Below are 21785 nucleotides of genomic sequence, written 5' to 3' on the forward strand. Positions count from 1 at the left end.
CTTGTTTTGTTAGCAAGCATTAAGAGCGATTGAGCCGGGCTGCCTAAGCGCCGATACTGCAGGATATAGAGTCGCTTTTCTTGGAGTTCCGCCATGAGCATCAGCCAGACTGCGCAGATTTCATTGGCCAGCGCCGCGCTGCTGAACGGCGGCACCGTGCCTTCGCCGGTGGTGCAGAACGGCAACGCCACCGCGGCCCTCGCCAGCGAAGCCGCGCAACTGGCGCAGGAGTCCAGCGCCGTGGTGACGCTGGGCGGCGGCGTCGGCGACAACTTCGCCACTTACGACGCGACGGGGCTATTGAACAGCTTCGCCAGCGCCGGCACGCTGCAAGGCGCCGCGCTGTCGCCGGACAGCGGCGTCTCAGCCCAGGACAGCACCAATCAACAGATCGTATCGCAGAATCTGGGCGGCGCCAGCGGCGCCGGCTCCGACCTGAACGGCGACTGGGCGACCATTCTGAAACAAAATCCGGCGTTGGCCGGCGAAGCTGTGGCGGACAGCTTCAACGGCAGCATCGTCGACACCATCGCCTGATCCATCGCGCGCAAAGAAAAAAGCCCGGATGCTCCGGGCTCTTCAACATCAGCGGCTGCCTTGCTTGCGGCCTTCTTTCTCCTTGAGCTTCTCTTCCCGCAGAATGGCCCGCTCGGCGGCGAGAATCTTGGCTCGCTTCTCCCATTCCAGCCATTCTTCCGGCCGCTCCAGCGTGATGCGGCCGGTCTGGCCGTCGCGGAAATCGGTCAGCACGATTTCAGCAGCCTTCTGCATATTGATGCGGCCACCGGACAGCACCGCGCCGCGGCGCTTGCCGATCAGCTCCAGCGCCTGCCAATCCTGCGCGCCGTCCAGCGCCTCGACATCGAACTTGTAGCGGGCGGCCAGTTCGGCGCGGTAATGGACCAGCAGGTATTTCAGCAGCTCCAGCGCCACCTCTTCCTCGTCCATCGCGTTGCGGCCCACCGCGCCGCTGGCAGCCAGGTTATAGCCGCCCTCTTCCACTTCGATCTTGGGCCACAGCATGCCCGGGGTGTCGTACAGCTCGAAGTCGTCGGCCAGGATGATGCGCTGCTCGTTCTTGGTGACGCCCGGCATATTGCCGGTCTTGGCGATTTTTCGGCTGGACATGCTGTTGATCAGCGTGGACTTGCCGACGTTCGGTATGCCGCAGATCAGCACGCGCAGCGGCTTTTCCAGGCCGCCGCGGGTCGGCGCCAGCGCGCGGCAGGCGGCGATCAGCCGCTGCGCCGGCGCGCGCTCGCCGGCGTCCATGCCCAGCGCCTCGGTCTGCTTGCGCGCGCGGTACCAGGCCAGCCATTGCTCGGTGACGGCCGGGTCGGCCAGGTCCTGCTTGTTCAGTATCATCAGCCGCGGCTTGCCCTTGGCCATGCGCGCCAGCATCGGATTGGCGCTGGAGGCCGGCAGACGGGCGTCCAGCAGCTCGATGACGACGTCGATATCTTTCAGGCGCTCGGCGACATCCTTGCGCGCCTTGTTCATATGGCCGGGAAACCATTGGATTGCCATTGTTAACGCTTTCTAATCGGGTCCAGCAGATAAGTCAGACCGTTGTGGTCCAGTTCCTGCATCAGTTGCAGCAAGCGGCCGATCTCGCCCGGCGGAAATCCCTCGCGGGCGAACCAGTTCAGGTAATTGCCCGGCAGCTCGCAAATCAGCGTGCCCTTGTGCTTGCCGAAAGGCATGGCGCGGGTCGTCAGGGCGATCAGGTCTTCGGCTTGCATGATGGCAGGTATAGATGGAGGTTGGGCATTGTGCCAAAGCCGGCGGCTTGCTGCCAGGCTTGACGTGGAACAAGCGTTTGCCTGGTTTTGGCGCGCCGCGGCGACGCCGCGCGTAGCATGTCCGCAGACACATTCAGGCCGGGCCTCACCCGGCCGCATTTTACCGGTTCGCGCAGAGCCGTTTGCGGGCGCCTCGGCGCCCGCCTTTTCATTGCAAGGGCATGGGCTTGCGGTCGTTGAAGTACAGGAAACCCTTGACCACGCGGTAGATGTACCACACCCACACCGCGAACAGAATCACGAAGCCCACCAGCAGCCAGGTCAGCACCGCGCCCACCACATAGCCCAGCAGCGCCAGCCAGAAAGTGCGGATCTGCCATTCGAAATGGCTTTCGTACAGCGTGCCGCGCACTTCGTCGCGCTTCACATAGTTGATGATCACGGCGACGATGCCGGTCACCCCCACCAGCAGGCTCACCGCCTGCAGGATGTAAACGGTCAGCGTCAGATTATTCAGCCTGCGCTCGTTCTCGTCCAACAGTTCCAGCTCCATCGGCTTCTCCTTATCGGTCAACGCGCGAACAAGGCCGCCAAACGCGCGGCCACAATGCGGCGGAAGGCCCGGCTGCCGGCGACGACGCCGCCCTGCGGCGCGGCGGTTTCGCTCCAGCCTTGCAAGACGCCAGGCGCAAGCCCCGGAGCGGACAATACCGGCAACGTCGCCAGCCTCGTCCAGCCCGCAGCTTCGACAAAGTTCGCGGCGCGACGGTTCGCCTCATCCAGCAAGGCCAGCTCATCCAAGCCCACGGCCAGCTGCCTCCACTCCAGCAGCAGCAGACGGGCCGCCAGCCAATCGGCCGGATCCGCGATGCGGGCCGGCGTGGCGCCCGGCGGCAAACCGCGCCGCAAGGCCAGATGCAGCGCCAGCTGGCGGATTTCCGGCAGCAAGGACTCCAGCAGGCTGCCATCGGCCGGCGCGCCTCGCGGCGAGCCCGGACGATAAGCCAGCCACTCGCCGTCGGTCGCTAGCGCAACCGGATACAGCGGCCGGTCCGCGCGGAACGGATGGTCGCTGAGGGCGAGAGTGAGGGCTTCTCTGTCTGGGGTCATGATGCAGTCTCCTGTGGCTTCAAAACTGGCCGCTACCGGAGACCCTTGTGCTTGGCAAAACGGAAAACACAAATGCCGCCGGTAATTCGGCGGCATGGTCGGGTATGCGCTCGGTACTGTCTTGCCGAGCCTATCCCTGGCGCCGCCGGGAGGGGCGGTACCAATAATAGGCGTGGGCGAAAAAGACGGTTCGTTCGAGCATGAGGCCATGCTGCCAACGATATGGGCCGCCGTCAAGCCGTTGTTTCACAAGACTTGCCTGCGCTCAAGACAAAAAGCCGGGTTTCCCCTTGGGAAAACCCGGCTTCGCGCGATAAAAACACTCGATTACATATTCGGGTAGTTCGGCCCGCCGCCGCCTTCCGGCGTCACCCAGTTGATGTTCTGGGTCGGATCCTTGATATCGCAGGTCTTACAGTGCACGCAGTTTTGCGCGTTGATCTGCAGGCGCGGCTTGCCTTCGTCCTGGCCGACGATCTCGTACACGCCGGCCGGGCAGTAGCGTTGCTCCGGCGCGTCGTACTTGGCCAGGTTGATGGCCACAGGCACCGAAGCGTCCTTCAGCTTCAGGTGGGCCGGCTGATCTTCGCTGTGGTTGGCGTTGGAAATGAACACCGAGGACAGGCGGTCAAAGGTCAGCACGCCATCCGGCTTCGGATAGGCGATGGGGCTGAACTCGCTGGCCAGGCGCAGCGCCTCGTTGTCGGCGTGCTTGTGGCGCAGCGTCCACGGCGCGCGGCCGCGGAACAAGAAGGTGTCCAAGGCCGAGTAGATCATGGCCGGCCACAGGCCCCAGCGGAAGGACGGGCGGATGTTGCGCACTTTGTACAGCTCATCGTGCACCCAGCTCTGCTTGAACTTGGCGGAATACGCCGTGGCCTCGCCGCCCTGGGCCTGCGCCTCGTCGCCCAGCAGCTCGAACACCGCCTCGGCCGCCAGCATGGCGGACTTCATCGCGGTGTGGGTGCCCTTGATCTTGGGCACGTTGAGGAAGCCGGCGGTGTCGCCGACCAGCACGCCGCCGGGGAAGGTCAGCTTGGGCACGCTTTGCAGGCCGCCCTCGGCCAGCGCGCGCGCGCCATAGGACACGCGGCGGCCGCCTTCGAACACGCCCTTGATCGCCGGGTGGGTCTTGAAGCGCTGGAATTCCTCGAACGGCGATAGATAGGGGTTCTGGTAATCCAGGCCCACCACGAAGCCCACCGCCACCAGATTGTCTTCCAGATGGTAGAGGAAGGAGCCGCCGTAGGTGGCGGTGTCCATCGGCCAACCCACGGTGTGGGTGATATGGCCGGGCTGATGGTGCTCCGGCTTCACTTCCCATAATTCCTTGATGCCGATGCCGAAGGTTTGCGGATCGGCGCCGTTGCGCAGCTTGAAGCGTTCGAACAGCGTCTTGGTCAGCGAGCCTCTACAGCCTTCGGCGAAGAGGGTCTGCTTGGCCCACAGCTCCATGCCCGGCTCGCCGTCCAGCTCGCCGTTCTTGCCGGTGCCCACGGCGCCGGTGGCCACGCCCTTGACCGAGCCGTCCGCGTGGTACAGCACTTCAGCCGCGGCGAAGCCTGGGTAGATTTCCACGCCCAGGCTCTCCGCCTGCTGGCCCAGCCAGCGACAGAAATTGCCCAGGCTGACGATGTAGTTGCCCTCGTTGTGCATCTGCGGCGGCGTGGGCAGCTGGATGGATTCGGTCTCGGTCAGATAGAGGAAGCGGTCGGACACGGCCGGCGTGTTCAGCGGCGCGTCCAGTTCCTTCCAGTTGGGCAGCAGTTCGGTCAGCGCGCCGGTTTCGATCACCGCGCCGGACAGGATGTGGGCACCGATTTCGGAACCCTTCTCCAGCAGACAGACGCTGATGTCGCGGCCCTGCTTCTCCGCCAGCTGTTTCAGACGGATCGCCGCGGACAGGCCGGATGGGCCGCCGCCGACGATCACCACGTCGTATTCCATGTATTCGCGTTGCACCGTTTCTCCTTTGCGCCCGCTGGGACTTATTGATTTGATTGACATCATGCTATGAAGACGGCAAGACGTCAAAATCAAACAAGCGTTTAAACGGTGCCATTGTGGCGCAATGCGACAATGTCCCCTTCGGCGTAACCCAGCGCGCGCAAGATCTGCTCAGTATGTTCGCCCAGATCGGGCGGAGCTAGATTGTACTCGACTGGCGTGCCGGATAGTTTGATCGGACACCCCACCATGGGCACTTCGCGTCCCTCGGCATCCCGCATCGCCAGCTCCATGCCGCGCGCCTGCGCCTGCGGGTCGGCGAAAGCCTCGGCCACGTCGTTGATCGGACCGCAGGGCACGCCGGCCTTGTCCAGCGCCGTCAGCCAATGCTCCCGCGGGTGATGGCGGAAGGCCATGGCCAGCAGCGGCACCAGTTGTGAGCGGTTGGCCACTCGCTGCGGATTGCTGACGTAGCGCGTATCGCGCGCCCACTGCGGCTGGCCGATCAGCCGGCACACCTCGGCGAACTGCTTGTCATTGCCGCAGGCCAGGATGAAATGGCCGTCCGACGCGGCGAACACCTGGTAGGGCACGATATTGGCATGGGCGTTGCCCAACCGAGGCGGCGTTTTGCGCCCCACCAGCCAGTTGGACGCCACATTGGCCAGCATGGCCAGCGAGCAGTCGAACAAGGCCATGTCGATATGCTGGCCGGCGCCGGTGCGCGCGCGCGCGATCAGCGCCGCCTGCACGGCGTTGGCGGCGTAGAGGCCGGTGAACAGGTCGGACACCGCCACGCCCACCTTGTGCGGCTCGCCGTCGGACGGACCGGTGATGCTCATCAATCCGGACATGCCCTGCACGATGTAGTCGTAGCCGGCCAGGCTGGCATAGGGCCCATCCTGGCCGAAGCCGGTGATCGAGCAATACACCAGCCGCGGATTGATCGCCTTCAGGCTGTCGTAATCCAGGCCGTACTTCTTCAAGCCGCCCAGCTTGTAGTTCTCCAGCAGCACATCGGCGTCGGCGACCAGCCTGCGCACGATCTCCTGCCCCGCCGGCTGCGCGATGTCCACGGTCAGCGAGCGCTTGCCGCGGTTGGCGCACAGATAATAGGCCGCTCGGCCGTCCGGCAGGCTGGGCGGCGCCCACTGCCGCGTGTCGTCGCCGCTGCCCGGCTTTTCTATCTTGATCACGTCCGCGCCCAGATCGGCCAACAGCTGGCTGGCCCACGGCCCCGCCAGCACTCGGCTCAGATCCACCACCTTGATGCCCGCCAACGCTCCCGCCATCGCGCTCTCCTTCGCAGCTGTTCGCTTCGCCATCCGTCGTCCCGCTAAAAAAAGCGGCCCGGCGACAAGCCGGGCCTACAAAGGACAGACAGGAATCAACGGCGCGGCCGGCCATCCGGCCGCGCCGGCTTATCAGGCAAATGCCTGAATACCGGTCTGGGCTCGGCCCAGAATCAGGGCGTGCACATCGTGCGTGCCCTCGTAAGTGTTGACCGCCTCCAAGTTCATCACGTGGCGGATCACATGGAATTCGTCGCTGATGCCGTTGCCGCCGTGCATGTCGCGGGCCACTCGGGCGATGTCCAGGGCCTTGCCGCAGTTATTGCGCTTGATCAGCGAGATCATTTCCGGCGCGGCGCGGCCTTCGTCCATCAGACGGCCCACGCGCAGCGCGGCCTGCAGGCCCAGCGCGATTTCGGTCTGCATATTGGCCAGCTTCAGCTGGATCAGCTGGTTGGCGGCCAGCGGCCGGCCAAACTGCTGACGGTCCAGCGTGTACTGGCGCGCGGCCTGCCAGCAGAACTCCGCCGCGCCCATCGCGCCCCAGGCGATGCCGTAGCGCGCCTTGTTCAGACAGCCGAACGGCCCCTTCAAACCCTTGACGCCAGGCAGCAGCTGCTCTTCCGACACCAGCACGTCGTCCATCACGATTTCGCCGGTGATGGAGGCGCGCAAGGAAAACTTGCCGTGGATGGCCGGAGCGGACAGGCCTTGCATGCCTTTTTCCAGGATGAAACCGCGGATTTCGTCCTCGTCGTCCTTGGCCCAGACCACGAACACGTCGGCGGCCGGGCTGTTGGTGATCCACATCTTGCTGCCGGACAGCAGATAGCCGCCGTCCACCTTGCGGGCCCGAGTCTTCATGCTGGCCGGGTCAGAGCCGGAATCGGGCTCGGTCAGGCCGAAACAGCCCAGCCACTCGCCGCTGGCGAGCTTGGGCAGATATTTGTCTTTTTGCGCGTCGGAGCCGTAGGCCCAGATCGGATGCATCACCAGGGACGATTGCACGCTCATCGCCGAGCGGTAGCCGGAATCCACGCGCTCCACTTCGCGCGCCACCAGGCCGTAAGCGACGTGGGACAGGCCGGCGCAGCCGTAGCCTTCTATGGTGCAGCCGAGAAAGCCCAGCTCGCCCATTTCAGTGATGATTTCGCGGTCGAAACGCTCTTCGCGATTGGCGGTCAGCACGCGCGGCAGCAGCCGCTCCTGGCAGTACTCTTGCGCGCTTTGCAGCGCCAGCTTCTCTTCGTCGGTCAACTGCTCCAGCAACAGCAAGGGATCTTCCCAAGCGAATGCGGCGCGCTGCGAGTTTGCTGCCATCTGACCTCTCCCACTTAGTTCCGCATTGCGGAATTTAATTTCACCATGCAAAATAGACTAAACACTCTGCCGCCTGCTTGTAAAGCGATTTATTCGTCATGCGGCAATTTCTTTGTCTCAATGGGGAGCTCGATGCAACAAGACCGCCAATTCGTCACCGCCCTGGCGCGCGGGCTGGAAGTGCTGGCGGCGTTCCGCCCCGGCGAAGGCGCGCTGTCCAACCAGGAACTGGCGCGCCGCACCGGCCTGCCCAAGTCCACGGTATCCCGGCTCAGCTACACATTGACCCGGCTGGGCTATCTGCAGCCGGAGGGCGACGGCGGCCCCTACCGGCTGGGCTTGGCGCTGCTGGCGCTGGGCACCACGGCGCTGGCCGGCTACGACGCGCGCGCCGCCGCCGCGCCGCTGATGCGCGAGTTCGCACTGGCCAATAACGTGTCGGTCAGCCTGGCGCTGCGCGACGGCAGCGACATGGTCTACCTGGAAAGCTGCCGCAGCCAGGCCCGGGTATCGGTGCAACTGTTCACCGGCTCCCGCGTGCCGCTGGCTACCACGGCCATAGGCCGCGCTTATTTCGCTGGCCTGCCGCAGGCCGAACGCGACGCCTTGCTGCCGCTGCTGGCCGAGCGCTACGGCTCGGATTGGCCTGCTCTCAAGGCGCGGCTGGAACAGTCCGGCGCGGACTACGCGGCGCGCGGCTATACCGAATCCTTTGGCGAATACGAACCGGACGTGATGGCGGTGGGCGTGCATCTGCCGGCGCTGCTGCCCGGCCAGCCGGCAATGGCGCTGAACGCCAGCGGCCCGGCCTTCGCCTTTAACGAAGCCGCGATGCGGCAACAAGTGGCGCCGGCGCTGCTGGCGCTGCGCCAACGCCTCGCGCCGCTATAGGCTGCAAAAACAAAAAGCCCGCGCGCGGCGGGCCTTGGTGACTTGCTGCCGCGGGCTCAGGCGGACTGGATGTAATGGACTAGGTGATTGATCACCTGTTCCTGCTCTTCTATCGTCGCCCGCACCAGATCGCCGATGGACAAGATGCCCAGCACCGTCTGGTCTTCCATCACCGGCAGGTGGCGGATGCGCTTCTCCGTCATCAGCGCCATGCACTGATCCAGCGTCTGTTGCGGCGTCACGTAGACCACGCGGCTGGTCATGATGTCCCGCACCTTGGTGCCGGCCGAAGTGCGGCCCTGCAGCACGATGCGGCGCGCGTAGTCGCGCTCGGAGAAAATGCCGACGATGTCGCCGGACTCCATCACCAGCACCGCGCCGATGTCGCTCTCCGCCATCACCTGCAACGCCTGGAACACAGTGTTGTCCGGGCTGACGTAGACCAGTGATCGATTGGCCTTGCTGTCCAGCAGTTGTCTTACGGTTTGCATGCTGCCCTCCCCTTGTGCGTTGGAGCCGTGGCGCGCCGCATGGCGGCATGCGCCGTGGCATGCCATCAATATAGATCACCGCGCGGCGGGGCTCCACAGCCGGGAATCAGGCGCGGATCATGGTGCCGACGCCCGCCGCGGTGAGGATTTCCAGCAGCAATGCGTGCTTGACGCGGCCGTCTATGACATGGACCGCCTGCACGCCGTTCTTGGCCGCGTCCAGCGCAGAGCTGATCTTGGGCAGCATGCCGCCGGAAATGGTGCCATCGGCGAACAGCTCGTCGATGCGCTGCGCGGTCAGCCCGGTCAGCAACTGGCCCTGCTTGTCCAGCACGCCCGGCGTATTGGTCATCAACACCAGCTTTTCCGCCTTCAGCGTCTCGGCCAGCTTGCCGGCCACCAGGTCGGCGTTGATGTTGTAAGCCTCGCCGTCCACGCCGACGCCGATGGGCGCCACCACCGGAATGAAGTCCTGGCTGTCCAGCAACGACACCAGCGACGGATCGATGGCCTCGATCTCGCCTACCTGGCCGATGTCTATGGCCTCGTCGCCGTCGGCCTTCAGGAACAGCTTGCGCGCGCGGATGAAGTGGCCGTCCTTGCCGGTGAGGCCCACCGCCTTGCCGCCATGCTTGTTGATCAGCGACACGATCTCCTTGTTCACCAGGCCGCCCAACACCATTTCCACCACTTCCATGGTTTCTGCGTCGGTCACCCGCATGCCCTGGATGAACTCGCCCTGCTTGCCGACGCGCGCCAGCAAGTCATTGATCTGCGGGCCGCCGCCATGCACCACCACCGGGTTCATGCCGACCAGCTTCAGCAGCACCACGTCCTTGGCGAAACCCTCTTTCAGCGCGTCGTCGGTCATGGCGTTGCCGCCGTACTTGATCACGATGGTCTTGCCGGCGAACTGCCGGATGTACGGCAGGGCCTCGGCCAGAATATTCGCCTTGTCGGCTGCGTCGATTGCCACTTTTTCCTCTCCTTTGTAGCGGGGCCGGCCGCGACTGCGTTTCCGCGTCGGCGCTTCAGTGTTGCATTTTAATCACTGCATTTGCTGAATTGTTATTTATTAATTTGCGCACGACAGTCCTCTGGAATACAGTCGCCACATTACTGAACAGATATTCAGAAAGATCGAAATGGGAGAGTCCGGCAATAGCCGCTGGCAGCGCAAGAAGGAGGCGCGGCCGAGCGAGATTCTCGATGCCGCGCTGATGCTGTTCGTCGACAAGGGCTATCGCGCCACCAAGATGGAAGACATCGCCCAGGCCGCCGGCGTGACCAAGGGCACGCCGTACCTGTACTTCCAGAACAAGGAAGAAATCTTCAAGGCTGTGGTGCGCGAGACCATCGTCGCCCGCATGCAGGCGATGAGCGCGCAATTGGCCCAGTTGCATGACGCCAGCGGCAGCCAGCTGCTGGGCATGGCCTTGGAGAACTGGTGGATCCATATCGGCGCCACCCGCTCGGCCGGACTGTGCAAGCTGATGGCGGCGGAGGCCACCAACTTTCCGGAACTGGCCCTGTTCTACTACGAGGAAGTGATACGCCCAGCCCGGCAGCTGCTGGGCCACATCGTGCAGCGCGGCATGGACAGCGGCGAATTCCGCCCGGCCAATATCGAACACGTCATCGACATGCTGACCGCCCCCATGCTGATGACCATGATACTGAGCCACTCCTTCGGCCAGGTGCCCGGCTGCTGCGAAAGCCTGACCCAAGACCCGCTGGCCTTCCTCAAGACCGCGCTGCAACTGACGCTGCAGGGCCTGCAGAACCCTCCCGCCCCGGACACGCAATCATGAAAACCATTCCTACTCTTAGCTTGGCGCTGATCGGCGCGCTGAGCCTCAGCGCCTGCCAGGACAAAACCGCCGCGCCCGAAGACATCCGTCCGGTGCGCTACGCCGTGGCCGGCGGCAACGCCGAAACCGGCGGCGCCCGCTATGCCGGCGAAATCCGCGCCCGCAACGAAACCCAGCTCGCCTTCCGCGTGGGCGGCAAGGTGGTGGCCAAGCTGGTAAACAGCGGCGAACACGTGAAGAAAGGCCAGCCGCTGGCCCGGCTGGACCCCAGCGACTACCAGCTGGATCTGGCGGCCAAACAGGCGCAGCTGGCGGCGGCCCAGTCCGACCTCGCCCAGCAACAGCTGAACCTGAAGCGCTACCATGAGCTGCTGGCCAAGCAGTTCATCAGCCAGGCCCAGGTGGACGCGCAGCAAAACGGCGTCAACGCCGCCCAGGCCAAGGCGAACCAAGCGCGCGCCGTGTTGGACGCCAGTCGCAACCAGACCGGCTACGCCACGCTGACGGCCGACGCCGACGGCGTGGTCAGCCAGATGCAGGCCGAGCCCGGCTTGGTGGTGGCCGCCGGCCAGCCGGTGGCCAGGCTGTCGCAAGACGGCGCGCGCGAAGTGGCCATCCAGGTGCCGGAAAACGCGCTGGAAGCAGTGCGCGCGGCCAGCAGCCTGCGCGTGACGCTGTGGAAAGGCGGCGCGCCGCTGCCAGGCAAGCTGCGCGAGCTGGCGGCCGACGCCGATCCGGCCACCCGCACCTACCCCGCCCGCATCGCCCTGCCCGGCGACAGCCATGGCCTGCAGCTGGGCATGACCGCCGACGTGGCCTTGCCAGCCCAGGCCAGCCGCCAGCTCAGCCTGCCGCTGACCGCCATTCTGGACCTGCAAGGCAAGCACTATGTCTGGGTGGTGGACGACAAAACGCTGCGCGTCAGCCGCAAGGCGGTTGAGGTGGGCGCCATCGACAGCGACAACGCTGCCATCGCCTCCGGCGTGCGCGCCGGCGACAAGATCGTCACCGCCGGCGTGCATCTGTTGCATGAGCAACAGCGCGTGAAACTGCTGGGCCAATGAGGACGAGACCATGAAACAGCTCAATCTGTCCGAATGGGCGCTGCGCCACCAGCCGCTGGTGCGCTATCTGATGATCATGCTGATGCTGGCCGGCGCCTGGGCCTACACCCAGCTGGGCCAGAAGGAAGACCCTGAATTCACCTTCAAGGCCATGCTGGTGCAAGCCAACTGGCCCGGCGCCAGCACGGTGGAGATGGAGCAGCAGGTCACCGACAAGCTGGAGGAAAAGCTGCAGGAAATGGGCGAGATCGACTATGTGCAAAGCTACACCAAGCCGGGCCAGAGCCTGCTGGTGGTGTCGCTGCGCGAGGACGTGCCGCCCAAAAACGTGCCCCAGCTGTGGTATCAGGTGCGCAAGAAACTGGGCGACATCGCCTATACCCTGCCCGCCGGCGCGCAAGGGCCGTTCTTCAACGACGAGTTCGGCGACACCTTCGGCAATATCTACGCCTTCAGCGGCGACGGCTTCAGCTACGAGGAGCTGCGCCGCTATGTCGAGGCGTCCAAGGAGGAGCTGCTGCGCGTGCCGGACGTGGCCAAGGTGCAGGTGCTGGGCAAACAGGAACAGCAAATCCATGTGGACCTGTCCAGCGCCAAGCTGGCCAGCCTGGGCCTGGATAGCCGCGCCATCTGGCAGGCGCTGCAACAGCAAAACGAGATGACGCCTGCCGGCACCTATGAAACCGCGACCGATCGCATCTGGGTGCGCCCCACCGGCAAGTACGACTCGGTGGCGGCCGTGGCCGCGACGCCGGTCAGCGCCGGCGGCCGCACCTTCAAGCTGGGCGACATCGCCACGGTCTCGCGCGGCTACATCGACCCGCCGACCACCAGCGTGCGCTACAACGGCAAGCCGGTGCTGGCGCTGGCCATCAGCATGAAGAGCGGCGGCGACGTCTTGAAGCTGGGCGGCAACCTGGACCTGGCCATCGCCCAGATCAAGGCCAAATTGCCGCTGGGCGTGGAAATCCACGCCGTGTCGGACCAGCCCAAGGTGGTGCATGACGCCGTCGGCGAGTTCATGCATTCGCTGGTGGAGGCCGTGGTCATCGTGCTGGCGGTCAGCTTCTTCAGCCTGGGCATGCGCACCGGCGTGGTGGTGGCGCTTTCCATCCCGCTGGTGCTGGCGATGACCTTCCTCGCCATGTACTTCTTCAATATCGACCTGCAACGCATCTCGCTGGGTTCGCTGATCATCGCGCTGGGCTTGCTGGTGGACGACGCCATCATCGCGGTGGAAATGATGGCGCTGAAACTGGAGCAGGGCTGGAACAAATTCCAGGCCGCCACCTACGCCTACACCAGCACCGCCTTCCCCATGCTGACCGGCACCCTGATCACCGCCGCCACCTTCCTGCCGGTGGGCCTGGCCAAATCCATGGCCGGCGAATACGTGTTCAGCCTGTTCGCCGTGGTGGGCATCGCGCTGGTGCTGTCCTGGATCGTCGCCGTGGTGTTCACGCCCTATCTAGGTTATATGCTGCTGCCGGCCCACCCGCCCCACGACGGCCAGCATGATGTCTACCAAAAGCCGTTCTACCAACGCTTCCGCCGTCTGCTCGAATGGTGCCTGAACTACCGCAAGACCGTCATCGCCGCCACTTTGGGCGTCTTCGTTCTGTCGCTGGTCTTGTTCAAGCTCTTCGTCGCCCAGCAGTTCTTCCCCTCGTCCAACCGTCCCGAGCTGATGGTGGACATGTGGCTGCCGCGCGGCGCCAGCTACCACGCCACGCTGGAACAGGTGGAAAAGATGGAGAAGCTGGCCCGCGCCGATTCCAATGTGCTCAGCGTCACCAGCTATGTCGGCAGCGGCAGTCCTCGCTTCTATCTGCCGCTGGACCAGCAGCAACAGCACATCAACTATGCCCAGCTGATGGTGATGACGCGCGACGAACATGTGCGCGAAGACGTGAAAAAGCGGCTGGAGAAGATTTTCGACAACGACTTCCCGCTGGTGCGTGGCCGCGTCACCCGGCTGGAGAACGGCCCGCCGGTCGGCTATCCGGTGCAGTTCCGCGTGATGGGGCCGGACCACGACCAGGTTCGCAAGATCGCCGACCAGGTGGAGGCGCTGGTGCGCAAACAGCCATCCACGCTGCACGTCAACCAGAACTGGGGCGAGCAGGTGAAGGCGCTGCGCATAGACATCGACCAGGACAAGGCCAGCGCGCTGGGCCTCAACTCGCAGCAGCTGTCGCAGCAATTGCAGATGCTGATCTCCGGCTCCGCCGTCAGCGCCTATCGCGAAGGTGACCAGAGCATCGCCATCGTCGCCCGCCTGAACCCCGGCGAGCACAAGGATGTAGCCGGCCTCGGCAATCTGATGATACAGACTGGCAGCGGCCGCTACGTGCCGGTTTCGCAGATCGGCCATATCCGCTACGAGCCGGAGGAAGGCATCATCTGGCGCCGCAACCGCCTGCCGACGATCACGGTCAGCGCCGACGTGGTGGACGGCGTGCAGGGCGCGGACGTGTCCACCCTGCTGCAGCCGCAAATCCAGTCGCTGGACCGCTCGCTGCCGCTGGGCTACCACATCGAGACCGGCGGCGTGCTGGAGTCCAGCGGCAAGTCGCAGAAAGCGATCGCCGCCGTCGCGCCGCTGATGATTGTTGTAGTTCTGACACTCCTGATGCTGCAGCTTCACAGCTTCCAGCGCACGCTGATGGTGGTGCTGACCGCGCCGCTCGGCATGATAGGCGTCACCGCGACGCTGATCTTGTTCCGCGCGCCTTTCGGCTTCGTCGCCATGCTGGGCGTGATCGCGCTGTCCGGCATGATCATGCGCAATTCGGTGATTCTGGTCGACCAGATCGAACATGACATCCGCGAGGGCATAGACCGCTTCGAGGCCATCATCGGTTCCACCGTGCGCCGTTTTAGGCCCATAATGCTGACGGCATTGGCCGCCATTCTGGCGATGATTCCGCTGACCCGCAGCACCTTCTGGGGGCCGATGGCGGTAGCCATCATGGGCGGCCTGCTGGTGGCCACCGTGTTGACGCTGCTGTTCCTGCCGGCGCTGTACGCCCAGTGGTTCCGCGTGTCCCGGGACGAACAGCGCCCTGCCGCCGCGCAGCCGGAATAACGAACAAGAAAATGAGCATTCGATGAAGAACCATTACCTGACCCTGAGCGCCGCCCTGCTGATGCTGGGCGCCTCCCTACCCAGCCAGGCCTTCGATCTGGTGTCCGCCTGGCAGGCCGCGCGCGACTACAACGCGGACTTCGCCGCCTCCCGCGCCCAGCGTGACGCCGGCCAGGAAAAACTGGTGCAAGGGCGCTCCCAGCTGCTGCCCCAGATCAATGCCAGCGGCAGCTATACCTATACCAATCCGCTGCAGCCGTCCGCCATCGAGACCACGGCCGGCAACTCGGTCGTGAATGTGCCCAATGCGCGCTACGAGAACCATGGCTACAACGTGGGCTTGCAGCAGCCCTTGTTCGACGTCGGCAAATACACCGGCTACAAAAAGGGCAAGATAGCCACCGAGCTGGCCGACACCACCTTCGACGCGGCCGAGCAGCAGCTGATCCTGGACATCTCCCAAGCCTATTTCGACGTGCTGCGCGCCCAGGACACCCTGGCCGCCACGCGGGCCAGCAAGAAGACCTATCTGAACCTGCTGCAGCAGGCCAAAACCGCCTTCGAAGTGGGCACCGCCACCATCACCGACACCAACGAAGCGCAAGCCGGCTACGACGGCGCGGTGGCGCAGGAGATCAGCGACGCCAACAATCTGGAACTGGCGCAGAACAATCTGAAACGGCTGACCGGCCTCGATCCGGCCGGCATCCAGACCGTGCGCGAACAATTGCCGCTGGACCCGCCCAAGCCGGCCGGCCTGGACGCCTGGCAGGACATGGCGCAACGCAGCAGCCTGCGCATCAAGAGCGCGGAGCAGAATCTGCAACTGGCCGAGCAAACCGTGAACGAAAAGCGCGGCAACCACCTGCCCACCGTCTCGCTCAACGCGGGCTACAGCGATCAGATCAGCAATCAATACGGCAGCTATCCGCACACCCGCGGCAGCAATATCGGCGTAACCGTCAATGTGCCGCTGTTCGCCGGCGGCGGCATCAACTCGCAGGTGCGCGAAGCGGTAGCGCTGCGCGAAGCCGCCCGCGACCAGCTGGAATCCAGCCGCCGCCAAGTGAAGGAGGACGTGCGCAAGGCCTTCCTCGGCGTGACCAACGGCGCCGCGCTGGTGCGCGCCCAGCAGCAACTGCTGGTTTCGGCCAAGAGCAAGGTGGAGTCCACCCGCCTGGGCAAGGAGGTGGGCATCCGCACCAATATCGACCTGCTGCAAGCCGAGCAGGCCTACTACACCGCTCAAACCAGCCTGGCCAACGCCAAGTACAACTACCTGACCGCGCGCCTGGCGCTGGCCCAGTCCGCCAGCCAGCTGGCGCCTCAGGTGCTGACCGACATCAATCAGCTGATCGTGCGCTAAGCTTGAACCCGGCGCGCCTCGCGCCGCCGCCCTCCGACGCCTGTGCCGCTTCCGCCACAGGCGTTTAATTTTTTATGCCATACGTAGCTTTTTACTAAACACGCTCATAGAATGATCCGCTGACACCCGCCAGCCACCGACTGGCGATCACCACCAAGCCGCGGCGCCAGGCGCGACCGAAGGCGACCCGAGGAGACTTCCATGAGCCAGCAGCAACTGATGCAACGCAAGGCCGACGCCACCCCGCGCGGCGTGGGCGTGATGTGTGGTTTCTATATCGATCGCGCCCGCAACGCCGAGATCTGGGATACCGAAGGCAACCGTTACATCGACTTCGCCGGCGGCATAGGCGTGCTCAACACGGGCCATCTGCATCCTCAGGTGGAGGCCGCCGTGGCGGAGCAGCTGTCCCGCTTCAGCCACACCTGCTACCAAGTGGTGCCCTACGAGTCCTACATCAGCCTGGCGGAAAAGCTCAACCAGCTGACCCCGGGCAGCTATGCCAAGAAAACCGCCTTGTTCAGCACCGGCGCCGAGGCGGTGGAAAACGCGGTGAAGATCGCCCGCTGCCATACCGGCCGCCCCGGCGTCATCGCCTTCGGCGGCGCCTTCCACGGCCGCACCCTGATGGGCATGGCGCTGACCGGCAAGGTGGCGCCGTACAAGCTGGGCTTCGGCCCCTTCCCCAGCGACGTCTATCACGCGCCGTATCCGAACGCCCTGCACGGCGTGTCGGTGCAGGACTCGCTGGATGGCCTCGACAAGCTGTTCAAATACGACATCGACCCGGCCCGCGTCGCCGCCATCATCTATGAGCCGGTGCAAGGCGAAGGCGGCTTCTACGTCGCGCCGGCCGAATGGGTGAAAGCGCTGCGCGAGCTGTGCGACCGCCACGGCATCCTGCTGATCGCCGACGAAGTGCAAACCGGCTTCGCCCGCACCGGCAAGCTGCTGGCCAGCGAACACTTCGACGCCGCGCCGGACCTGATCACCATGGCCAAATCGCTGGCCGGCGGCTTCCCCCTGGCCGCCGTCACCGGCCGCGCCGAAGTGATGGACGCGCCGGCGCCGGGCGGCCTCGGCGGCACCTATGCCGGCAACCCGCTGGCCGTGGCCGCCGCGCACGCGGTGCTGGACGTAATCGCCAGCGAGAAGCTGTCCGAGCGCGCCCAGCGCCTGGGCGACGCGCTGAAGGAAAAACTGAACAGCCTGAAAGCCTCCGTGCCACACATCGCCGAAGCGCGCGGCCTGGGCGCGATGGTCGCCGTCGAGTTCAATCAACCCGGCAGTTGCACGCCCGACCCGGATTTCGCCAAGAAGGTGCAGCAGCACGCGCTGGCCAACGGCCTGATCCTGCTGACCTGCGGCGTCTACGCCAACGTGGTGCGCTTCCTGTTCCCGCTGACCATAGAGGACGAGGTCTTCGCCGAGGCGATGGGCAAGCTGGAAGCCGCGCTGAAGGCTTGAGCCGCCATCTCGAAACACATAGTCGTGACAATGCGCTGCCTTTAGCCCCTCTCCCCTCGCGGGAGAAGGGCTCTGGAGAGGGGCAACGCAAGCCACCCAGCCAAAGGACACTTAAAGCCATGCTAAACCTGCAAGACGCCAAACTGCTGCGCCAACAATGCTATCTGGGCGGCCAATGGCTGGACGCCGACGGCGGCCAGCACATCGCCGTGCATAATCCGGCCACCGGCGAAAAAATCGCACAGGTGCCCAAAATGGGCAGCGCCGAGGCCGAGCGAGCCGTGGCCGCCGCCGCGCGCGCCTTCCCGGCCTGGAAGGCCAAGAGCGCCAAGGAGCGCGCCGCCATCCTGCGCCGCTGGTTCGATCTGATCATGGCGCACCAGCAAGACCTGGCCGTCATCCTGACCTCCGAGCAAGGCAAGCCGCTAGCCGAAGCCAAGGGCGAGATCGCCTACGGCGCCAACTATATCGAGTGGTATGCCGAGGAGGCCAAGCGCGTCTACGGCGACATCGTGCCCGGCCCAGCCGGCGACCGCCGCGTGCTGGTGACCAAGGAGCCGATAGGCGTCACCGCAGCCATCACGCCGTGGAACTTCCCCAGCGCCATGATCACGCGCAAGGCCGCGCCGGCGCTGGCAGCCGGCTGCACCATGGTGGTCCGCCCTGCCAGCCAAACCCCGCTGTCGGCGCTGGCGCTGGCCGAACTGGCCGAGCGCGCCGGCATCCCGCCGGGCGTGTTCTCCGTCATCACTGGCGGCTCCAGCGAAATCGGCGCGGTGCTGACCGGCAGCGACGCGGTGAAGAAATTCTCCTTCACAGGCTCCACCGAAGTGGGCCGCAAGCTGATCGCCCAATGCGCCGGCACGGTGAAGAAGGTATCGATGGAACTGGGCGGCAACGCCCCCTTCATCGTGTTCGACGACGCCGACCTGGACGCCGCGGTGGAAGGCGCGTTGATTTCCAAATACCGCAACGCCGGCCAGACCTGCGTCTGCGCCAACCGCATCTACGTGCAGGATGGCGTCTACGACGCCTTCGCCGAGAAATTCGCCGCCGCCGTGGCCACGCTGAAAGTGGGCAACGGCCTGGAGGCCGGCGTCACCCAAGGCCCGCTGATCGACCAAAACGCCGTGGCCAAGGTGGAAGAGCACATCGCCGACGCGCTGTCCAAAGGCGGCAAGCTGATCGCCGGCGGCAAACGCCACGCGCTGGGCCACAGCTTCTTCGAACCGACCCTGATCGCCGACGTCACCCGCGACATGAAAGTGGCGCGCGAGGAAACCTTCGGCCCGCTGGCGCCGCTGTTCCGCTTCCAAACCGAGGAAGAAGCGATCCGTCTAGCCAACGACACCGAGTTCGGCTTGGCCAGCTACTTCTATGCCCGCGACGTCGGCCGCATCTTCCGCGTGGCCGAGGGTCTGGAATACGGCATGGTGGCGATCAACAGCGGCCTGCTCTCCAACGAGGCCGCGCCCTTTGGCGGCGTCAAGCAGTCCGGCCTGGGCCGCGAAGGCTCCAAGTACGGCATTGAGGACTATCTGGAAATCAAATACGTGCTGCTGGGCGGCCTGGACCGCTGAACCATCCCCCCCTCCCATGCAAAGGCCATCGAAAGATGGCCTTTTCACATTTTGCCCCACACCGGCACACAAGCCACACATAAGGCGGGCCACTCGTCACCCGCTTAGGCATAGAATGTCGTTTTGACCGAAGCCAGAACACGCTCATGCCTCACCTCCTCGTCCATGGCGGCGCGCCCTTGCGCGGCCGCATCGTACCATCGTCCAACAAGAACGCCGTTCTGCCCATTCTGTGCGCCACCCTGCTGACCACCGAACCGGTAACCCTGCGCGGCGTGCCGGACATCACCGACGCGCGCAAGATTCTGGCGCTGTTCCGCGCGCTGGGCAGCCGCATAGACGGCGAGCTGGCGGACGGCACGCTGACCATCTGTCATGCCGAGGCTCATTTCGACGCCGAGCGCGACCATCTGCCCGAAGAGATGCGCTCGTCCATCATGCTGGTGCCGCCGCTGCTGGCCCGTTTCGGCGAGGCGCGGATAGAGAACGACGTGCAAGGCTGCACCCTGGGCGTGCGCGAGATCGATCCGCACATCGATGTGTTCACCGGCTTCGGCGCCACGGTCGATCGCCTGCCCGGCCGCATCCGCGTCAGCGCGCCGGACGGCCTCAAGGCCTTCGACCACTGGCCCGATTACGCCTCCGTCACCACCACGGAAAACTTCGTGATGTGCGCGGCGCTAGCCAATGGCAGCGCCACCTTGACCAACGCGGCCTCGGAACCGCACGTGCAGGAATTCTGCCGCTTCATGGCGGCGATGGGCGCGCGCATAGACGGCATCGGCACCTCCCGCCTGACCGTCCATGGCGTGGAGCAACTGCGCGGCGTCGATTTCAGCTTCGTCGAGGACTTCCACGAAGTGGTCACTTTCCTCGCGCTGTCCGCCATTACCGGCGGCGACATCGAGGTGAAGAACGGCGCGCCGGAATTCTTCCCCTTGATTGACCGCACCTTCGCCAAGTTCGGCATTCATATCGAGCATCGCGACGGCTGGTCGCGCGCCCGCTTCGAGCAGCTCAAAGTGGTCGAGCCGTTCACTCCCAACATCCTGCCCAAAATCGAAGCCGCGCCCTGGCCCTATCTGCCGGTGGACCTGCTGCCCATTTTCATCGCGCTGGGCGTGAAGGCGCAGGGCAATATGCTGTTCTGGAACAAGGTGTACGACGGCGCGCTGGGCTGGACCTCGGAGCTGGGCAAGTTCGGCGCCCACGCCTTCCAGTCCGACCCGCACCGCGTGGTGATCTTCGGCGGCAAGCCCTTGAGTCCGGCCGAAGTGGACAGCCCCTACATCATTCGCGTCGCCATCGCCCTGCTGATGATCGCCTCCAGCATCCCCGGCAGCTCGCGCATCCTCAACGCCGCGCCCATCCGCCGCGCCCATCCTCGCTTCGTCGAGAATCTGGTCAGTCTGGGCGCGCGGATAGAATGGCAGAATGACGACGAATAAGCCCTGAGCGGCGCGCCAAGTGGCAAGCCCCATCCTCGCTTGATGGGGCTTTGCGCAAGAAGCTGGCCGCGCCATGGGCGCTAGCCCTTAGCCTCAGCGCCCCCCTCCTCCGGCGGCAACGGCCTCACCTCTTGCAATCGCTGATAATCGACATGGTCATTTTCGTCATCGTCGGTATAGATCAAATCGGCGAAAGCATGATTCCAGCGGATATCCTGATATGAGAAGGCATGGCGCGCCGCCATCGGCTGCAGCGTCGTCTCGTCCATGCCGCTGATCGACAGAATCAGCTGCGCCTTCTGCTCCGCCAGCGATTCGAAATCGCGTTGATACAAGGGACTGCTCTCATCTATCCGGTGCATCAGCGTCCACCCCAGCACGAACATCGGGTGCTGATCCCGCACCAGCTCCAAGTCATACAGTTTGCGAAATACGATCCCATCCACCCCGCGCTCATGCTGCAGCAGACGCAAGCTCGCGCCGGCATCGATGATGACATTGCTCCTGGCGTTCGCCGCGCGCAGCATCAGCACGCGCTCGCCATCGAACGGCCTTACAACGGGATGCAAAGTGAAGACGATGCGCGCCCTTGGCCGAGAAAAACGCGCAAAAGTCACGCCGGTGATCAAGGCGATGCTCATCATCCCGATGAAGATCTCCAGCATGGAAACCCAGTGGCTATAAAGGCTTTGCGGATGCATATCGCCATAACCGACCGTAGCCAATGTTTCAACGCTGAAAAAGAACGCCCCCAGAAAACCCTGCGGAAACTGGTTGGCAATGCCGCCTGGCTGTAGTTGATATAGGCAGGCAAACAGCAGATTCAAGGCGATGAAGGCCGCTGCGATGAACAGGTAAAACCGCGGCCAGCTGATGGTCATGCAGTAATGGTAAAGGTCTTGCGGAGAATGGGCCGGCAGATTGTGGATGAACAGACTGCGGCCGCCCGCCTCTATGCGCCGCGCGCGTTTTCTGAGCTTAGAAGCCATCCCTCATCATCCCGTCGATATCCGCAAACCGCCGATTGTGTGAGGAATGAAAGCGCGGGTCAACGCCACATGACATCTGAAAAGCCAAAGCCCCGGCAGGGTATCCTGGCGGGGCTCGTTGGAGGGCGGCTTGGCGCTTCGCGCGCGCCAATGCACAAAGCCCAGCTCGTTTGAGCTGG

19 protein-coding genes are annotated in these 21785 nt (G+C 64.5%); 9 read left to right on the forward strand and 10 right to left on the reverse strand.

Going from position 1 to position 21785, the window contains the following annotated elements; genetic code table 11:
- The first annotated feature begins 93 nt into the window (after nt 1-93).
- Nucleotides 94-537, forward strand: a complete 444-nt coding sequence (locus tag C2I19_RS07400; RefSeq protein ID WP_103902066.1) for a hypothetical protein — start codon at nt 94-96, stop codon at nt 535-537.
- A gap of 48 nt (nt 538-585) precedes the next feature.
- Here the strand turns inward: C2I19_RS07400 and ylqF are convergent, their stop codons facing one another.
- The 7 genes from ylqF to C2I19_RS07435 all read right to left on the reverse strand — a co-directional run bounded on the left by ylqF (nt 586) and on the right by C2I19_RS07435 (nt 7411).
- Complete coding sequence (ylqF, locus tag C2I19_RS07405) at nt 586-1527, reverse strand: ribosome biogenesis GTPase YlqF (RefSeq protein WP_103902067.1); 942 nt, start codon at nt 1525-1527, stop codon at nt 586-588.
- 2 nt (nt 1528-1529) lie between these two features.
- Nucleotides 1530-1742 (reverse strand): DUF3820 family protein, encoded by a 213-nt coding sequence (locus C2I19_RS07410; RefSeq protein WP_103902068.1) that lies wholly within the window; start codon nt 1740-1742, stop codon nt 1530-1532.
- A gap of 208 nt (nt 1743-1950) precedes the next feature.
- Nucleotides 1951-2295 carry a DUF4870 family protein gene (locus C2I19_RS07415; protein WP_199181104.1) on the reverse strand — a complete coding sequence of 115 codons (345 nt, stop codon included), beginning with the start codon at nt 2293-2295 and terminating at the stop codon, nt 1951-1953.
- Between the two features lie 17 nt (nt 2296-2312).
- A complete protein-coding gene (locus C2I19_RS07420) occupies nt 2313-2852 on the reverse strand; it encodes a hypothetical protein (RefSeq protein ID WP_103902069.1) in 540 nt (179 codons plus the stop codon).
- A 327-nt stretch (nt 2853-3179) separates the two neighbouring features.
- On the reverse strand, nt 3180-4799 hold the full coding sequence (locus tag C2I19_RS07425; protein ID WP_103902089.1) for an electron transfer flavoprotein-ubiquinone oxidoreductase: 1620 nt from the start codon (nt 4797-4799) through the stop codon (nt 3180-3182).
- A gap of 101 nt (nt 4800-4900) precedes the next feature.
- The gene (locus C2I19_RS07430; RefSeq protein WP_103902070.1) at nt 4901-6091 is read right to left on the reverse strand and encodes a CaiB/BaiF CoA transferase family protein; all 1191 of its coding nucleotides are present in this window, start codon (nt 6089-6091) and stop codon (nt 4901-4903) included.
- Nucleotides 6092-6223: 132 nt separating this feature from the next.
- Nucleotides 6224-7411, reverse strand: coding sequence for an acyl-CoA dehydrogenase (locus C2I19_RS07435; RefSeq protein ID WP_103902071.1), 1188 nt, complete (start codon nt 7409-7411; stop codon nt 6224-6226).
- Between the two features lie 132 nt (nt 7412-7543).
- On the opposite strand from C2I19_RS07435, the gene C2I19_RS07440 reads away from it, so the two are divergent.
- Nucleotides 7544-8302 (forward strand): IclR family transcriptional regulator, encoded by a 759-nt coding sequence (locus tag C2I19_RS07440; protein WP_233201136.1) that lies wholly within the window; start codon nt 7544-7546, stop codon nt 8300-8302.
- A gap of 56 nt (nt 8303-8358) precedes the next feature.
- On the opposite strand, the gene C2I19_RS07445 is transcribed toward C2I19_RS07440, so the two are convergent.
- Complete coding sequence (locus C2I19_RS07445; protein ID WP_103902073.1) at nt 8359-8793, reverse strand: CBS domain-containing protein; 435 nt, start codon at nt 8791-8793, stop codon at nt 8359-8361.
- 106 nt (nt 8794-8899) lie between these two features.
- Nucleotides 8900-9769 (reverse strand): acetylglutamate kinase, encoded by an 870-nt coding sequence (argB, locus tag C2I19_RS07450; protein ID WP_103902074.1) that lies wholly within the window; start codon nt 9767-9769, stop codon nt 8900-8902.
- A gap of 169 nt (nt 9770-9938) precedes the next feature.
- On the opposite strand from argB, the gene C2I19_RS07455 reads away from it, so the two are divergent.
- The 7 genes from C2I19_RS07455 to C2I19_RS07485 all read left to right on the forward strand — a co-directional run bounded on the left by C2I19_RS07455 (nt 9939) and on the right by C2I19_RS07485 (nt 20617).
- The gene (locus tag C2I19_RS07455; protein WP_103902075.1) at nt 9939-10604 is read left to right on the forward strand and encodes a TetR/AcrR family transcriptional regulator; all 666 of its coding nucleotides are present in this window, start codon (nt 9939-9941) and stop codon (nt 10602-10604) included.
- Nucleotides 10601-11668 carry an efflux RND transporter periplasmic adaptor subunit gene (locus C2I19_RS07460; RefSeq protein ID WP_103902076.1) on the forward strand — a complete coding sequence of 356 codons (1068 nt, stop codon included), beginning with the start codon at nt 10601-10603 and terminating at the stop codon, nt 11666-11668. The genes C2I19_RS07455 and C2I19_RS07460 overlap by 4 nt, the downstream gene beginning before the upstream one ends.
- Before the next feature lie 10 nt (nt 11669-11678).
- Entirely contained in the window at nt 11679-14756 is a 3078-nt protein-coding gene (locus C2I19_RS07465; protein ID WP_103902077.1) for an efflux RND transporter permease subunit, read from the forward strand.
- A 22-nt stretch (nt 14757-14778) separates the two neighbouring features.
- Nucleotides 14779-16122, forward strand: a complete 1344-nt coding sequence (locus C2I19_RS07470) for a TolC family outer membrane protein (RefSeq protein WP_103902078.1) — start codon at nt 14779-14781, stop codon at nt 16120-16122.
- Between the two features lie 201 nt (nt 16123-16323).
- The gene (gene gabT / locus C2I19_RS07475) at nt 16324-17589 is read left to right on the forward strand and encodes a 4-aminobutyrate--2-oxoglutarate transaminase (RefSeq protein WP_103902079.1); all 1266 of its coding nucleotides are present in this window, start codon (nt 16324-16326) and stop codon (nt 17587-17589) included.
- A gap of 119 nt (nt 17590-17708) precedes the next feature.
- Nucleotides 17709-19169, forward strand: coding sequence for an NADP-dependent succinate-semialdehyde dehydrogenase (gene gabD / locus C2I19_RS07480; RefSeq protein WP_103902080.1), 1461 nt, complete (start codon nt 17709-17711; stop codon nt 19167-19169).
- A gap of 146 nt (nt 19170-19315) precedes the next feature.
- The gene (locus C2I19_RS07485) at nt 19316-20617 is read left to right on the forward strand and encodes a UDP-N-acetylglucosamine 1-carboxyvinyltransferase (RefSeq protein WP_103902081.1); all 1302 of its coding nucleotides are present in this window, start codon (nt 19316-19318) and stop codon (nt 20615-20617) included.
- Nucleotides 20618-20697: 80 nt separating this feature from the next.
- On the opposite strand, the gene C2I19_RS07490 is transcribed toward C2I19_RS07485, so the two are convergent.
- Nucleotides 20698-21498 (reverse strand): ion channel, encoded by an 801-nt coding sequence (locus C2I19_RS07490; RefSeq protein WP_233201137.1) that lies wholly within the window; start codon nt 21496-21498, stop codon nt 20698-20700.
- Nucleotides 21499-21785 lie beyond the last annotated feature (287 nt).

The organism is Chromobacterium alticapitis, from assembly GCF_002924365.1.
Lineage (GTDB): Bacteria > Pseudomonadota > Gammaproteobacteria > Burkholderiales > Chromobacteriaceae > Chromobacterium > Chromobacterium alticapitis.

Excerpts from the sequence above, each read along its gene's own strand:
- C2I19_RS07420 (WP_103902069.1), bottom strand. The coding sequence starts at position 2,852 with ATGACCCCAGACAGAGAAGCCCTCACTCTCGCCCTCAGCGACCATCCG.
- C2I19_RS07410 (WP_103902068.1), bottom strand. The coding sequence starts at position 1,742 with ATGCAAGCCGAAGACCTGATCGCCCTGACGACCCGCGCCATGCCTTTC.
- C2I19_RS07485 (WP_103902081.1), top strand. The coding sequence starts at position 19,316 with ATGCCTCACCTCCTCGTCCATGGCGGCGCGCCCTTGCGCGGCCGCATC.
- C2I19_RS07470 (WP_103902078.1), top strand. The coding sequence starts at position 14,779 with ATGAAGAACCATTACCTGACCCTGAGCGCCGCCCTGCTGATGCTGGGC.
- ylqF (WP_103902067.1), bottom strand. The coding sequence starts at position 1,527 with ATGGCAATCCAATGGTTTCCCGGCCATATGAACAAGGCGCGCAAGGAT.
- C2I19_RS07490 (WP_233201137.1), bottom strand. The coding sequence starts at position 21,498 with ATGACCATCAGCTGGCCGCGGTTTTACCTGTTCATCGCAGCGGCCTTC.
- gabT (WP_103902079.1), top strand. The coding sequence starts at position 16,324 with ATGAGCCAGCAGCAACTGATGCAACGCAAGGCCGACGCCACCCCGCGC.
- C2I19_RS07435 (WP_103902071.1), bottom strand. The coding sequence starts at position 7,411 with ATGGCAGCAAACTCGCAGCGCGCCGCATTCGCTTGGGAAGATCCCTTG.
- C2I19_RS07430 (WP_103902070.1), bottom strand. The coding sequence starts at position 6,091 with ATGGCGGGAGCGTTGGCGGGCATCAAGGTGGTGGATCTGAGCCGAGTG.
- gabD (WP_103902080.1), top strand. The coding sequence starts at position 17,709 with ATGCTAAACCTGCAAGACGCCAAACTGCTGCGCCAACAATGCTATCTG.
- C2I19_RS07460 (WP_103902076.1), top strand. The coding sequence starts at position 10,601 with ATGAAAACCATTCCTACTCTTAGCTTGGCGCTGATCGGCGCGCTGAGC.
- C2I19_RS07465 (WP_103902077.1), top strand. The coding sequence starts at position 11,679 with ATGAAACAGCTCAATCTGTCCGAATGGGCGCTGCGCCACCAGCCGCTG.
- C2I19_RS07440 (WP_233201136.1), top strand. The coding sequence starts at position 7,544 with ATGCAACAAGACCGCCAATTCGTCACCGCCCTGGCGCGCGGGCTGGAA.
- C2I19_RS07415 (WP_199181104.1), bottom strand. The coding sequence starts at position 2,295 with ATGGAGCTGGAACTGTTGGACGAGAACGAGCGCAGGCTGAATAATCTG.
- C2I19_RS07445 (WP_103902073.1), bottom strand. The coding sequence starts at position 8,793 with ATGCAAACCGTAAGACAACTGCTGGACAGCAAGGCCAATCGATCACTG.
- C2I19_RS07455 (WP_103902075.1), top strand. The coding sequence starts at position 9,939 with ATGGGAGAGTCCGGCAATAGCCGCTGGCAGCGCAAGAAGGAGGCGCGG.
- C2I19_RS07425 (WP_103902089.1), bottom strand. The coding sequence starts at position 4,799 with ATGGAATACGACGTGGTGATCGTCGGCGGCGGCCCATCCGGCCTGTCC.
- C2I19_RS07400 (WP_103902066.1), top strand. The coding sequence starts at position 94 with ATGAGCATCAGCCAGACTGCGCAGATTTCATTGGCCAGCGCCGCGCTG.